The sequence below is a fragment of the Roseateles subflavus genome, assembly GCF_030285365.1.
GTDB classification, from domain to species: domain Bacteria; phylum Pseudomonadota; class Gammaproteobacteria; order Burkholderiales; family Burkholderiaceae_C; genus Roseateles_B; species Roseateles_B subflavus.
Genome location: NZ_JASVDS010000002.1, coordinates 1073948 through 1086643, shown reverse-complemented (window position 1 = coordinate 1086643; position 12696 = coordinate 1073948). Strand labels below are relative to the sequence as shown.

At 69.6% G+C, this 12696-nt stretch carries 12 protein-coding genes; all 12 read left to right on the top strand.

The window, feature by feature from the left end; genetic code table 11:
• Positions 1-31: 31 nt before the first annotated feature.
• The 12 genes from QRD43_RS10620 to QRD43_RS10565 all read left to right on the top strand — a co-directional run bounded on the left by QRD43_RS10620 (position 32) and on the right by QRD43_RS10565 (position 12526).
• Complete coding sequence (locus QRD43_RS10620) at positions 32-943, top strand: YicC/YloC family endoribonuclease (RefSeq protein ID WP_285982432.1); 912 nt, start codon at positions 32-34, stop codon at positions 941-943.
• A gap of 437 nt (positions 944-1380) precedes the next feature.
• A complete protein-coding gene (locus QRD43_RS10615; protein WP_285982431.1) occupies positions 1381-1644 on the top strand; it encodes an acyl carrier protein in 264 nt (87 codons plus the stop codon).
• Positions 1637-2692 carry a 3-oxoacyl-[acyl-carrier-protein] synthase III C-terminal domain-containing protein gene (locus QRD43_RS10610; protein WP_285982430.1) on the top strand — a complete coding sequence of 352 codons (1056 nt, stop codon included), beginning with the start codon at positions 1637-1639 and terminating at the stop codon, positions 2690-2692. Before QRD43_RS10615 ends, QRD43_RS10610 begins: the two co-directional genes overlap by 8 nt.
• The gene (locus tag QRD43_RS10605; protein ID WP_285982429.1) at positions 2679-3623 is read left to right on the top strand and encodes a ketoacyl-ACP synthase III family protein; all 945 of its coding nucleotides are present in this window, start codon (positions 2679-2681) and stop codon (positions 3621-3623) included. The genes QRD43_RS10610 and QRD43_RS10605 overlap by 14 nt, the downstream gene beginning before the upstream one ends.
• A 15-nt stretch (positions 3624-3638) precedes the next feature.
• Complete coding sequence (locus QRD43_RS10600) at positions 3639-5084, top strand: MATE family efflux transporter (protein ID WP_285982428.1); 1446 nt, start codon at positions 3639-3641, stop codon at positions 5082-5084.
• Positions 5068-6654, top strand: coding sequence for an acyl-CoA ligase (AMP-forming), exosortase A system-associated (locus tag QRD43_RS10595; protein WP_285982427.1), 1587 nt, complete (start codon positions 5068-5070; stop codon positions 6652-6654). Before QRD43_RS10600 ends, QRD43_RS10595 begins: the two co-directional genes overlap by 17 nt.
• Positions 6651-7862 (top strand): pyridoxal-dependent decarboxylase, exosortase A system-associated, encoded by a 1212-nt coding sequence (locus tag QRD43_RS10590; protein WP_285982426.1) that lies wholly within the window; start codon positions 6651-6653, stop codon positions 7860-7862. Before QRD43_RS10595 ends, QRD43_RS10590 begins: the two co-directional genes overlap by 4 nt.
• An 18-nt stretch (positions 7863-7880) precedes the next feature.
• Positions 7881-9011 (top strand): acyl-CoA dehydrogenase family protein, encoded by a 1131-nt coding sequence (locus tag QRD43_RS10585; protein WP_285982425.1) that lies wholly within the window; start codon positions 7881-7883, stop codon positions 9009-9011.
• Complete coding sequence (locus QRD43_RS10580; RefSeq protein WP_285982424.1) at positions 9008-9559, top strand: GNAT family N-acetyltransferase; 552 nt, start codon at positions 9008-9010, stop codon at positions 9557-9559. The genes QRD43_RS10585 and QRD43_RS10580 overlap by 4 nt, the downstream gene beginning before the upstream one ends.
• A 19-nt stretch (positions 9560-9578) precedes the next feature.
• Positions 9579-10622: a hypothetical protein gene (locus QRD43_RS10575; RefSeq protein ID WP_285982423.1), complete on the top strand. Its 1044-nt coding sequence runs from the start codon at positions 9579-9581 to the stop codon at positions 10620-10622.
• The gene (locus QRD43_RS10570) at positions 10619-11602 is read left to right on the top strand and encodes a 3-oxoacyl-[acyl-carrier-protein] synthase III C-terminal domain-containing protein (RefSeq protein ID WP_285982422.1); all 984 of its coding nucleotides are present in this window, start codon (positions 10619-10621) and stop codon (positions 11600-11602) included. Before QRD43_RS10575 ends, QRD43_RS10570 begins: the two co-directional genes overlap by 4 nt.
• Positions 11603-11797: 195 nt before the next feature.
• Positions 11798-12526, top strand: coding sequence for a helix-turn-helix transcriptional regulator (locus tag QRD43_RS10565; RefSeq protein WP_285982421.1), 729 nt, complete (start codon positions 11798-11800; stop codon positions 12524-12526).
• Positions 12527-12696 lie beyond the last annotated feature (170 nt).

Genomic DNA, 12696 nt, shown 5'->3' with positions numbered 1-12696 from the left:
AATCGAGTTTTGCTTGCTCCACCGATAGCTCATGCCAGTTTACAGCATGACGGGTTACGCCAGCGCCTGTGCGCAACCCGTCCCACACCCCGAAACCGGCGTCCAATCCGCTGCCAGCGTGAGCGTGGAGGCCCGTTCCGTCAATGGGCGTTTCCTCGATCTCAGTTTCCGCATGCCAGAAGACCTGCGGGGTCTTGAACCCGCATTGCGTGACATCGTCGGGCAACACATCAAGCGCGGCAAGATCGAGATTCGTATCAACACGCAACGAGATGCTGACAACGGGTGGCCTCATCCGCAGCCCGATCAGCTCAACCGCCTGGCCCGGCTCGAGGGCACCGTGCAGACCTGGTTGCCCAAGGCGCAGGGTCTGACGGTCCATGAGGTCCTGCAGTGGTGCCGGGGTGGCGCCCCTGCCGAGAAGCTCGACGAGGCCACGCTCGATGCAGCCCGCCGCTGTGTCGAGGGGCTGGTGGAGGCTCGGGAGCGTGAGGGCGAGAAGCTGGTCGCCATCCTTCTGGAGCGCGTCGCCACGCTGCGCCAGCTCGCCGACCAGGCGGAGCCGCTCGTGCCCGCCGTGGTGCAGCGCCAGCAGCAGCGATTCCTGGAACGCTGGCAGGAAGCGCTGGCCAGCACCGGGGCGGCCCAGACCCTCCCGGAAGAGGCCCTGCGCGAGCGTGCGCTCAACGAGGCCGCGGCCTATGCCATCCGCATCGACGTGGCGGAAGAGCTGGCGCGGCTGCGGGCGCACCTGGAAGAGATCAGCCGTCTCCTCAAGAAGGGCGGCGAGGTCGGCAAGCGTCTGGACTTCCTGATCCAGGAGCTGCACCGCGAAGCCAACACGCTCGGCTCGAAATCCGCAGCACTCGACCTGACCGCCGTGTCGGTGGAGATGAAGGTCGCCATCGAGCAGATGCGCGAGCAGGTACAGAACCTCGAGTGATCCTTCCGGGCGCATCACCGTGCGCCCTCGAGGCCGTCCCCGCGCGATGCGGCGACGGCCTCCTCGCGCGACCTCGCGCGAACTGAGCGGCCTCCGCAGCAGCCCTCGGCGCCATCGGTGCGCCGGTGCCGAGCCGCCAGACACACCCCCTCGATGGGGCCTCCGCCCCAGGCTGCCGGCCTGCAATCCCCTCCCCCACAGCATCGCCGCCTCCCAACTTGTGGACGCTCACCTAATTCGTTAGTCGATCGTCCTTGTCAGATCATCGATCGCTCGCCGACTCCCCCGTCAACGCCGCACCCCCCGTGACAACGGGCCGTCGCCCCGACCTCTCTGCCTTGAGAGGTGTTGTCGACCCGGACGCCTTCCTAGACTGGCCCTGCCCTCTGAACACCACCGGGCCGGGCACCCGCAGTCACCCATAGGAGAAACGCCTGATGAGCACGAGCACCACCGATATCAGCCACACCCTCAAGGCTTGCCTGAGCGGGCTGGCGCAAGGGAATTCCGAGACCGACCTCGTCAACGAGGACACCAATCTGTTCGACGTCGGCATCGACTCCATGAACATGACGGAGCTGGTCCTGCGCATCGAGGAACGCTTCGGCCTGATGCTGATGCCCGAGGAGCTCTCGGCCGACCTCTTCACCCGCTTCAGCCGCCTCGTCGACTTCATCCAGCGGAAGCTGACCCATGAGTGACATCGGCATCGTCGCCTCGTCCGCCTACGTGCCGATCGCCTCCCGCAGCCTGCCGCAGCTTCTCGCCGCCCGGCGCACGGAGCCGGCCACCCGCCGGGCCCGCTTCATCAACGCCTGCTTCGAGGAGAACCTGCAGATGCACGGCATCTCCATGGCCGCGATGGATACGGCGCGCGCCCGGCTGACCGCCGGGACGATCGAGCGCTGCACCGGGGTGTCCGCCGTCGCGGAGGAAGCTTCGATGGAAGTCTCCGAGATGCTGCTGCGCGTCACCCGGGAGCTCCTGCATCCGGGCAGCGAGGCGCCGGTGCCGCAGGTCGACACCTTCGTCGTCTGCCACACGTGCCTGGAGAACGATGTGACAGTGTCCGCCGCCTGCCGCCTGCAGGCGGAGTTGCGCCAGGGACAGGTGCCCTTCGCGATCGGGCAACTGCAGGGCGCCACTTTCCTGCTGGGCCTGTCGATCGCCGCTGATCTACTGAGTACCGGCACCGAGGGGCAGGTGGTGGTCGCGGCCGCGGAGCGCTGGACGCAGCCGTACACCCGGCTCCTGGGCACCACGGCCGTGCTCGGCGACGGAGCAGGCGCCGTGCTGCTGCAGCGCGGTTGCCGCAGCGGGTGGCTGCTGCGAGCCATCCGCGTGGTGACCCCGCCTCCGGTCGGCGAGGTCTACCGCCATCTGCTGAACGAGGCGCCACTCGGCCCGGACCTCGACGGCCTGTGCGCCCTCGTCTCGGAGACCCTGCGCGACGCGCAGTGTCTGCCCCGGGACATCGACGTGCTGGTGCCCCATGACATGTGCCGGGACCTCACGAGCCGCCTGCGCAGGCGCTGCGGCCTCCGTTCGGCCTGGCGCGGCCCGGCGGACATCCTGGACGGCGGCTATCTGTGTTCGGCCGAAGCGCCCGTCCGCATGCACCGCCTGCTGCAGCACGCGACGGCGAGAGCCGGAGACCGGATGCTGCTGTGGGGCGCGGGATTCGAGGGAGCCCTCGCCTGCGCCGTGCTCGAGTTCGCCGACGAGGAGCCCCCTCATGCAAGCCATTGACACCCTTCCCGCCGTCGGCATCCCCGACGTGGCCTGCTACCTGCCCGAGCGAGTGGTCTCCGTCGAGGAATGGGGGCGGCGGACCGGGCAGCCGCAGCAGCGCATCGATGCCATGCGGGCCAACGGCGTTCGCCAGTTCCACGACGCGATGTCGCAGTCGCCGGTGGACATGGGCATCAAGGCCGTCCGCCAGCTCCTGACGCAGGCCCGCCTCGCCCCGGCCAGCGTGGATCTGCTGATCTACACCCACACGGTCCAGAGCAGCATCGCACCCCCGCCCACGAGCACCGTGGGCTTCATCAAGGCCGCCTGCGGGCTCGACCAGGCGCTGTGCTTCTCCGTGGCGCAGCAGAACTGCGTGTCGCCGATGCTCGCGATCCGGCTCGCCCGGCAGATGATGGCGCGCCATGCCCACCTGCGGCGCGCGGTGATCGTGTCGGTGGATCTCATGGGCGTGGCGGCCGACGGCATCCGCGGCATTCTCGATCTCTCGATTCACAGCGACGGGGCCAGCGCCTTCGTGGTCGAGCGCGACGCGGCCCGCAACCAGGTGAAGGGCAGTCACTTCTTCACGGATGGCCGCTTCTTCCGCGGCACCGACGAGAACCACGAGTTGGTGCCGGACGAGAAGTACCACTGGTCCTGCTTCGCCACCATGCGTGCGGCGCTCCATCAGGCGGGCGTCCGTGCGAGCAGCCTGCGGCGCATCCTGCCCAACCACGTCAACCTGCAGGGCTGGCAGCTGGTGCTGTCCATGCTGCGCCTGCCGGAGGATCGGCTCCAGACCGCCCACTTCGGCCCGATGGGTCATGTCTTTGGCAGCGACCCCTTCATCAACTTCCTGAACGAGCCCAAGCAGGAAGGCAGCACCTACCTGCTGTTCAGCAGCGGCCTGGCGGGGTGCTTCGGTGCGCTCGTCGTGCAGCATTGAGTCGGGAGTCAGCCGATGAAACGCCTTCTCCCCGCCACCGCCCACCCGCGTCACGACTGGCTCGCCGAGGCCCGGGCATCGCTGGACCTGAGCAGCCAGCTGCTGCTGGGCCAGGTCTCCCTGATGCTGATGCCCGTGATGGACCTGCTGACGCTGGCGCCCCTCGGAGCCCCCGCCCTGGCGGCCGCCGGCCTGCTCAACAGCATCACCGCCCTCTTCCTGCTGTTTTGCTTCGGCGTGATGCAGGCGATGGCGCCGCTGGCGGGGGCCGCCCTCGGCTCGCCCAGCGGTCGCGCGCTGGCTCGCCAGATCCTGGGGCATGGGCTGACGCTGTCGACGGCCATGGGGCTGCTGGGCGCGCTCGCGATGCAGGCCTTCCTGCGGGCCCTGCCGGCACTGGGGCAGGACCCGGCCGTCACCCAGTTGGCGAGTGCCTATGGCCCGGCTCTGTCCCTGGCCTTGCTGCCCGCCGCCTGGCTCTGCGCGTGGCGGGTGGGCTACCCCCTGCTCGGGCAGGCGAGGCCGCTCGCCCGCATCCTGCTGGCCTGCGCCCTCCTGCATGGCCTGGCCAACGTCCTGCTCGTGCACGGCTGGCCGCCGCGCGAAGGGCTGGGCATCCAGGGGTTGGGCTGGAGCTACCTCCTCAGCTACGGGCTGGCCGCCGCCTTGCTGGCGTGGCACGACCGCAAGGCCGCAGTCCCGTCAACGCCGATGCCGACGCCGACGCCGACGCCGACGCCGACGCCGCCCGACGATGCCACGGCCGCTCGACGCTGGATCCTGCGCCTGCTGAGCATCGGCCTGCCCATCGGCGCCGTCATGGCCATCGAGTACACGCTGTTCGCCGGGTCGACGCTGCTGATGGGCCGCCACGGCAGCCTGGCGCTGGCGGCCCATGCGGTCTGCCTGCAGTGGGTCACCCTCAGTTTCATCATTCCGCTGGCGATGTCCAACACCGTGCTGACACGGCTGTCGCTCGCCATCGGCAAGGAGGACCCGGACGAGATCCATCGCGTGGTCGTGGTCGCCTGCACGATCGCCGCGGCCTTCCATGCCGTGATGGGCGCCTGCTGCCTGCTGATGCCGGCACCGATGGCGCAATGGATGCTCCCCGCGGCCAGCCCGGATCGGGCCGCCATGCTGGACCTGGCCGTGCCCATGCTGCAGCTCGCCGGCCTGCTGCAGACCTTCAACGGCCTGTCCGTCGTGCTGGCGGCCGTGCTCCGTGCCTGCCGGGACACGCGAGCGCCGCTCCTGCAGGTGTTCGCCGGCTACTGGCTGGCCGGCCTCGGCAGCGCCTGGCTGCTCGCACAGACGCAGGGGCCCCTCGGCATCTGGCAGGGCATGTGCCTCGGTTTCGGCCTGACCTTCGTCGTGCTGCTGCGCCGCGTGCGTCGTCGCCTCCTTCACCTCACCGACCTTCTTCCCCAACCGGAGTCCGCCCATGCGCAATCTCGTTGAACTCATCTGCCACAGCGCCGCGCGCGCCCCTGAGGCGGAGGCCGTCGTGGACGGCGAACGTCGCATCGACTACGGCACGCTGCGCAAGCACGTGCTGAGTGCCGCCGCAGGCCTGCGCAAGCGCGGCGTGCGGCGGGGCGACCGGGTGGCGCTGCTGCTCGACAAGCGCCTGGAGACCGTCGAGGCGATCTTCGCCATCGCCGCGGCGGGCGGCGTGTGCGTGCCCATCAATCCGCTGCTCAAGCCAGACCAGGTCCTGCACATCCTGCGGGACAGCGGTGCCTGCAGCCTCGTGAGCTCCGCCACCCGCGTGGCGCTGCTGGCGGGCGAACATCCTGCACTGGCCGATCTCAAGGACGTGTTTCTCGTCGACCAGGTCCGGCGCCCGCCGGTGACGCTGTCGCAGGCGATCACCAGCCGGTGGTCCGCGCTGAATGAGCACGCGCTCCTGGATCTCGACGACGACGGCACCATCGACAGCGACCTCGCCGCCATCCTCTACACCTCCGGCTCGACCGGTCTTCCCAAGGGCGTCATGCTGACGCACCACAACCTGCTCGAGGGCGCCTGGAGCGTCGCCAGCTACCTCGGCAACCATGCTGGCGACCGCATTCTCTCGGTCCTGCCGCTGAGCTTCGATGCCGGCCTGAGCCAGCTGACGACCGCCTTCCATGCGGGCGCCGCGGTCGTGCTGCTCAACTACCTCGCCCCCGGCGACGTGGTGCAACTGTGCGAGCGCGAGCGCATCACCGGCATCACGGCCGTGCCGCCGCTGTGGATCCAGCTGGCCGGCGCGACCTGGCCCGCGGCGGCCACCCGGCATCTGCGCTACTTCGCCAACACGGGGGGTCGCATGCCCCGCCCGGTCCTCGCGAGCCTGCGCCAGCGATTCCCGCAGGCCAGCCCCTACCTGATGTACGGCCTGACCGAGGCCTTCCGCTCCACCTACCTCGACCCCAAGGAAGCCGCCGACCGGCCCGATTCCATCGGCAAGGCCGTACCCAACGCCCGCATCCTCGTGGTGCGCCCGGACGGCAGCCCCTGCGCGGCGAACGAGGTGGGCGAGCTCGTTCATGTCGGCGCCTTCGTGACCCGGGGCTACTGGCGCGATCCCGAGCGAACGGCACTGCGCTTCCGCCCTTCGCCCGAAGCGCCGCTGTCGCCGGACACGCCGCCGGAGCGCGCCGTCTGGTCCGGCGATCTGGTGACGCGCGATGCCCAGGGCTTTCTCTATTTCGTGGGGCGCAATGACGGCCTGATCAAGACCTCGGGCTACCGCGTCAGCCCCGAGGAAGTCGAGGAGGCCGTGCTGTCCAGCGGACTCGTCGGCGAGGTGGTGGCGCTGGGCCTCCCCGACGAGCGCCTCGGCCAGGTGATCGCGCTGGTCATCGCCCCGGCGCCGGGCCTCGGCGCCGATCCCGCAGCCGTCCTCGCGCACTGCAAGGACCGCCTGCCGCCCTACATGGTGCCCCACAGCATCCATGTCCGCGACGCCATTCCCCGCAATCCGAACGGCAAGTTCGACCGTCCCCTTCTTCTGACGATCTACAGCGACAAGGAGTCCGCATGAGTGTTCTCGACAGCTTCAATGCCCCGGGGGGCCTCCTCCAGGTCGGAGGCCTGCCCCTGGCGCGTCTGGCCCAGCGGGCAGGCCAGACGCCCTTCTTCGTCTATGACCGCAGCAAGCTGACCGAGCGGGTGAGGCTGCTGCGCCAGATGCTCGCCCCGTCGATCCGGATCCACTACTCGATCAAGGCCAACCCGATGCCGGCCCTGATCCACCACATGTCGACCCTGGTCGACGGCTTCGACGTCGCGTCGGCCGGCGAGATGCGGATGGCGCTGGACACCGGCATGGCCGCGAGTCACATCTCCATGGCGGGCCCCGGGAAGTCCGACCAGGACCTGCGGGGCGCCGTGGGCGCGGGCGTCACCGTGACGCTGGAGTCGCAGTTCCAGCTGGAGGCCGTGGAGCGCATCGGACGGGAGCTCGGCGTGACGCCGCGCGTGGCGCTGCGCATCAACCCCGACTTCCAGCCGGTGAACAGCGGCATGCGCATGGGTGGGGGCGCCCGGCAGTTCGGCGTCGATGCCGAGAAGGCGCCGGCCATGCTCCGCGACATCGCGGACCGTGCGCTCCGCTTCGTCGGCTTCCACGTGTTCTGGGGATCGCAATGCCTGGACTCCCGCACCGTCATCGCGGCCCAGCGCCATGTCGCTGAACTGGTCAGCCAGTTGGCCGACCTCGCGCAGGACCTCGAGTTCGTCAACATGGGCGGCGGCTTCGGCATTCCCTACTTCGACAACGAGCACACGCTGGACGTGGGTGCCGTCGGCGCGGCCATGCAGGACTGGGTCGAGCCGCTGCGCCAGCGGCTGCCGGGCACGCGGCTGGTGCTGGAGTTCGGTCGCTACCTGGTGGGCGAGGCCGGACTCTACGTCTGCCGCGTCGTCGACAAGAAGGTGTCGCGCGGCGAGACCTTCCTCGTCACGGACGGCGGCCTGCACCACCACCTCGCAGCCTCGGGCAACTTCGGGCAGGTGCTGCGCCGGAACTTCCCCGTCGCGATCGGCAACCGGATGGGCGGCGAGAACCTCGAACGCTGCCATGTCGTCGGCTGCCTGTGCACGCCGCTGGACCGCCTCGCGGATGACGTCACGCTGCCGGCGGCGCAAATCGGGGACTACGTCATCGTGGGCCAATCCGGCGCCTATGCACGCAGCGCGAGTCCCGCGGACTTCCTGAGCCACCCCCAACCGGTCGAGATTCTGGCCTAGCACGGACAAGGAGCCGACATGCCCTCCGCAACCCTCTGCCCCCCCACCTCCGCGCCCTTCTCCCTGCGGCTGAGCGACGACCAGCGCCAGATGCTGGAGCCGGTCCGCCGGTACGCGCGCGAACGCCTGCACCCCCTGCTGGGCGATGCGGCGAACGAGCGTCACCACCACGAGGCCCGCCGGGCGGCCCAGCAGCTCGGTCTGGCCGCCGCGGTGATGTCCGAGCGCGAAGGCGGCCTCGCCATCACGCCCCTCGATCTGTGCCTGCTCCTGGAGGAGCTCGCCGGCGGGCCCCTGGCCCTGGCGGCCGAGCTCACGCTGTCGCTGCCCGCCCTGGCCATCAGCCGCCATCACGAATGGCTGGCCAAGCTGCTCCCGCTGAACGCGGAGGCGCTGCTGACGGAGCAGACCGCCCTGCCGCTGGCGATCGCCTCCCCCGCCGGCGAGGCCACCTTCGTGCTGCTGCCGCGACAGGCCTCCGGTCTGCTCGCGCTGACGCCCTCGTCCCCGGGGAACTGGCGCCTTCGCTGGCTGGACCCCGAGGCCGTGAAGGGACTGCTCGCGAACGCCCATCAGGACCACCGGGCCGAGGGGCTGCGACTGGTGCGGCTGCCCCCGGCCGAGGACATCCACGGCACCGGCTTCAGCAGCCCGGTCACCCCGGAGGCCTGCCGGACGATGATGGTCTGGCAGGGGTTGTGGCTGGCCGGTCTGCTGGCCGGCGCGGCCCGTGCCGCCACGGCCTTCGCCTTCAGCTACGCGCAGGAGCGCACGGCCTTTCGCCATCCGCTGATCCACCATCAGGCCGTGGCCTTGAAGCTCGCGGACATGGCGACCGCCTGCGACGCCTTGCGCCTGCAGGTGTGGGATGTCGCCGCTCGCCTCGGCAACGGCGACACACTGCCGGACGGCCACTTCCTGTCGATGGTCAAGCAGCTGGTCAGCGCCAGCATGGAGATCCACCGGCACGCCGTCCAGGTGTGCGGCGGGCACGGTTATGTCGAGGGCTTCCCGCCGGCGCGGCGCTTCCAGGACGCCCGCCTGCTCAGTCTGGTGCTGCTCGAGGTCGCCGAGACGCTGTCCGAGGTGGAGTCCGAGGTGGAGTCCCAGGGCAGGCCGGAGGCGCTCAAGCACGGGAGCCGCCTGTGACCGGGCAAGCTCGCTTCTTCCTGCGCAGCCCGCGGACCGATGACCTGCTGCGCATCCAGTCCTGGATGCAGCGCCCCTCGGTGCATGCCTGGTTCGACTTCGGCCAGGGCCGCCAGCAGATCAGCACCACCGCGCTGAACGTGATGGCCCGCAGCGCGCACTACTGCATGCGGGTCTTCGGCGAGCAGGGGCGGGACACGGCGCTGGGCGTGGCCGTCCTGAGTGACGTGCTCCACCCCTTCGGCACCGCGCATTTCTGGGTGGTGCGCGACCGGCAGCAGTCCGCCTATGCGGGCATCACCGCCGAGGCCACGCGTGCGCTGCTCCACCTCGGCTTCCACACCCTGGCCCGGCGATCCATCAATGCCTGGGTCGTGGAATCCAACACCCGCTCACTGAGGCTGCTCACCAGCGTCGGCTTTCAGCGCTTCGGAACGCAGCGGGCCTGCCATTGCATCGACGGGCAGGTCCTGTCGCGCATCCACCTGGAACTGCTTCCCGAGCATTTCCATCAGACACCCCCGGCAACGCAGACCCCCGTTGCCTGAGCCACCGGAGGGCACCGAGATGAACGACATGTGGCGATGCACGATGACAGGCAGCAGCCTGTGCCTCCCTCCATCCCGGACCTGGTTCCACGGTCTTCGCGCCCAGCAGCGAACGGCCAGCAGCCTGTACCTGACGGAGCCCGGCGGTGACTTCAACCTGCCGTTCGGCCGCTGGGGAGACCCGCCGCTACCGCACATCGAGGAGATGCACACCGCGGCACCGGCACTCCTGCACATGGCGGAGCCCGGGCTGACGGCCTCGGACCTCGCGCTCGGCGCGGCCCGCGCGCTGCTGGCCACCTTGCAAGCGGCCGGCGGGCGCCAGGCGCAGCCCGGCATCGGCGTCATCATCTACTGCCATGCGTCCGCCAACGAGGACGTCGCCGACGCCATCGGCGGGCGCCTGCAGTACGAGCTGGGCCTGGCCACGCCGCTGGTCTTCTGCATCTCGCAGAATCTCTGCAGCGCGCTATTGGCCGTGCGGCTGGCCTCCGCTCTGCTCCAGGAGGAGCCGGCACTCGAGCGCGCGCTCATCGTCGGCGCCGAGAAGTGGATCCATCCCTTTGTGCGGAGCTTTGGCCGCGCCGCCCTCTTCGAGGACGGGGCGGCGGCCGTCATGATCGAACCCGCGGGACGCCCGGGATGGCAGCTCGGCGAAGTCCATCTCGTCAACGCACCCAACGCGCCCTCGCCCTTCGACAGCACCGCGCCCGCGGTGATGGTCCTCATGGGCGAGCAGGCGCCGCGAGCGATCCGCGGCCTCATGGACGCCGAGAGCCTCACGCCAGCCGAGATCGGCTTCACCGTGCTGCCCTGCCTGGATCCGGCGCTCAGCCTCCACATCCTGCGTGAAGCCGGGCTCGAGCATGTCCGCACGATCCGGGACTCGGCCCGGCGCGGTCACCTGGCCGCCGCGGAGGCGCTGGCCAATCTGCATCTGCTGGCCGACCGCGAGGCCCCGCACCAGGCGGAGCTGGGCCTGCTGTGGAGCGTGGGACTGCAGGGGGAAGCCGCCTGCTGCCTGCTGCGCCATTCGGGGACGGACGCGGAGGACGGGTCATGAGCCACCCGACGTCCCTCTTCGGCATCGAGGCCGCCAGCCACTACCTGCCACCGCGCAGGCCTGTCGCCGACTGGGTGCGGCAACAGGGCCTCCCCGGCGAGGTCCTGACTCAGCTGCACGAGAACGGCATGATGCACTTCCATCAGGCCGGCGAGGCCTCCGTCGAGACGCTGGCACGGGGTGCGATGCAGGCCCTGCTGGAGGAGCATCCCATCGATCCGCTGTCCGTGGATCTGCTGGTGTTCGTTCACTCCCTGCCGACCAGCACGCCGCCGGCCCCCGCCAGCCTGCCGGGCCGCCTGACCGCCGCCTTCGGCATGAGCCGCGCCCGGTCCTTCGCCCTGAGCGGGCAGAACTGCGCCAGCCTGCTTGCCGCCCTGCGGCTCATGAGGAGCCTGTTCCATGCCGACCCGGCACTCGATCGCGTGCTGCTCGTGAGTGCCGACCGTGCCTGTGGCGAGCACTACCGCAACCTCGGGGCCTTCTCATTCGAGAGCGACGGTGCGAGCGCCCTGCTGGTATCCCGGCACCATCCCTACAACCGGGCGATCGCCTTCGCCGGCCATGTGGACGGCCGGCACCACGCCGGATTCCGCCGGCCGCAGGCGCGTGCCCATGAATACCGGGCGCTGTACGGACTCGTCGCGCATCGGCTCGTGAGCCGCACGGCTCAGGCCAGCGGCCTGCGCCTGGGCGACTTCCGGCACCTGCTTCCCATCAATGTGGACCGCCATGTCTTCGAGCGCGTCGCGCGAAGCCTGCACATGCCTGCGGAATGGGTTTTCACCACCAACGTCGCCCATCATGGGCATGTGATGTGCAGCGACGTCGTCATCAATCTGACCGACTTGCTGAGGCATTCTTCGCTCGATCGCGCCAGCAACCTGCTCCTCTTCATGTCGGGCAACAACGGCTCGTTCGCGACGATGGCCCTTGGCAACTGTCATTCCTCTCAGCGGGGTCGGTCCCCTGGAATCTGAAGGCCCCGTGCTAGTCTCACGCTCGCCGTGAGAAGGCACACCGCGCGACGCGATGGGGCGTTCAAGGTGTGGGTGAAGCCATCGGCCCCCGTACGCTTGAACAGCGGCGCGCAAGCTCACTGGAGGGCGTGCGAGTGCACATTGGGATGCGTCGGAAGAACGCCCCGGTCGCTCGCGGTGTTGTGGGAGTACCAGATGCGCGACTACATCGAAGAGGCCCGCCAGGCCGACACCGTGGCCGATCTGATCGAAGCCTTCGAGAAGGCCGTTCAGTGCCTCGACTATCAGCTCTATTCCTTCAGTTGCTGGGATGCCAGGACCAGCGCGACGGCGAATGCTGCCAGGGACCATCGCATCGTTGCGGTGAACTATCCCGCCCAGTGGGTCCACCGCTACCGGGAGCAGGACTACTTCAGCAAGGATCCCGTCATCCGCCATGCGCGCAGCACGATCGCGCCCTACCAATGGAACGATCTGCCTGTGCAGAACGGGCGCGAGCAGCTCGTCCTGCAGGAGGCCAACGAGGCCGGGCTGAACCGCGGCCTTGCCATTCCGATCCATGAACCCTGGGGCCGGGTCTTTCTCGCCACCCTGGCGACCGACGGCAGCGCGTGCGCCACCTCCGCCTCGCATGAACTCGCCCAGGCGCAGGCGCATGCCATGGTGGTGATCTTCCATGCCCGCTACAGCGCACTCAGCGGCGCCGTGCGCAAAGGCCCTTGGGTGGACCTCACGCCACGGGAAAGCGAGTGCCTGGAATGGGTGGCGCAGGGGAAGTCGTCGTGGGACATCGGCCAGTTGATGGCCGTTTCAGAGCACACGGTCAACTTCCATCTCAAGAACGCGATGCGGAAGTTCGACACCGCGAGCCGTGTGACCGCGGCCGTGCGCGCCGTGAGCCTCGGCCTGATCCACCTGCCCTGATCCTGACCTTGATCCCGGGCCCTGGCTCCAGCGCCGCGGACGGGGCCACTCAGGCAGGGGCCATCGCGGACCGCATCGCCAGCGGCATCGCGTGCGCTGGCGAACGTCCTCACGCTTGCACCGCACGAGCGGATGGACGCGGACTTCAGGCGTCACTTGCCCGTCGAGAG

Excerpts from the sequence above, each read along its gene's own strand:
- QRD43_RS10620 (WP_285982432.1), top strand. The coding sequence starts at position 32 with ATGCCAGTTTACAGCATGACGGGTTACGCCAGCGCCTGTGCGCAACCC.
- QRD43_RS10605 (WP_285982429.1), top strand. The coding sequence starts at position 2,679 with ATGCAAGCCATTGACACCCTTCCCGCCGTCGGCATCCCCGACGTGGCC.
- QRD43_RS10585 (WP_285982425.1), top strand. The coding sequence starts at position 7,881 with ATGCCCTCCGCAACCCTCTGCCCCCCCACCTCCGCGCCCTTCTCCCTG.
- QRD43_RS10615 (WP_285982431.1), top strand. The coding sequence starts at position 1,381 with ATGAGCACGAGCACCACCGATATCAGCCACACCCTCAAGGCTTGCCTG.
- QRD43_RS10565 (WP_285982421.1), top strand. The coding sequence starts at position 11,798 with ATGCGCGACTACATCGAAGAGGCCCGCCAGGCCGACACCGTGGCCGAT.
- QRD43_RS10600 (WP_285982428.1), top strand. The coding sequence starts at position 3,639 with ATGAAACGCCTTCTCCCCGCCACCGCCCACCCGCGTCACGACTGGCTC.
- QRD43_RS10590 (WP_285982426.1), top strand. The coding sequence starts at position 6,651 with ATGAGTGTTCTCGACAGCTTCAATGCCCCGGGGGGCCTCCTCCAGGTC.
- QRD43_RS10610 (WP_285982430.1), top strand. The coding sequence starts at position 1,637 with ATGAGTGACATCGGCATCGTCGCCTCGTCCGCCTACGTGCCGATCGCC.
- QRD43_RS10595 (WP_285982427.1), top strand. The coding sequence starts at position 5,068 with ATGCGCAATCTCGTTGAACTCATCTGCCACAGCGCCGCGCGCGCCCCT.
- QRD43_RS10575 (WP_285982423.1), top strand. The coding sequence starts at position 9,579 with ATGAACGACATGTGGCGATGCACGATGACAGGCAGCAGCCTGTGCCTC.
- QRD43_RS10570 (WP_285982422.1), top strand. The coding sequence starts at position 10,619 with ATGAGCCACCCGACGTCCCTCTTCGGCATCGAGGCCGCCAGCCACTAC.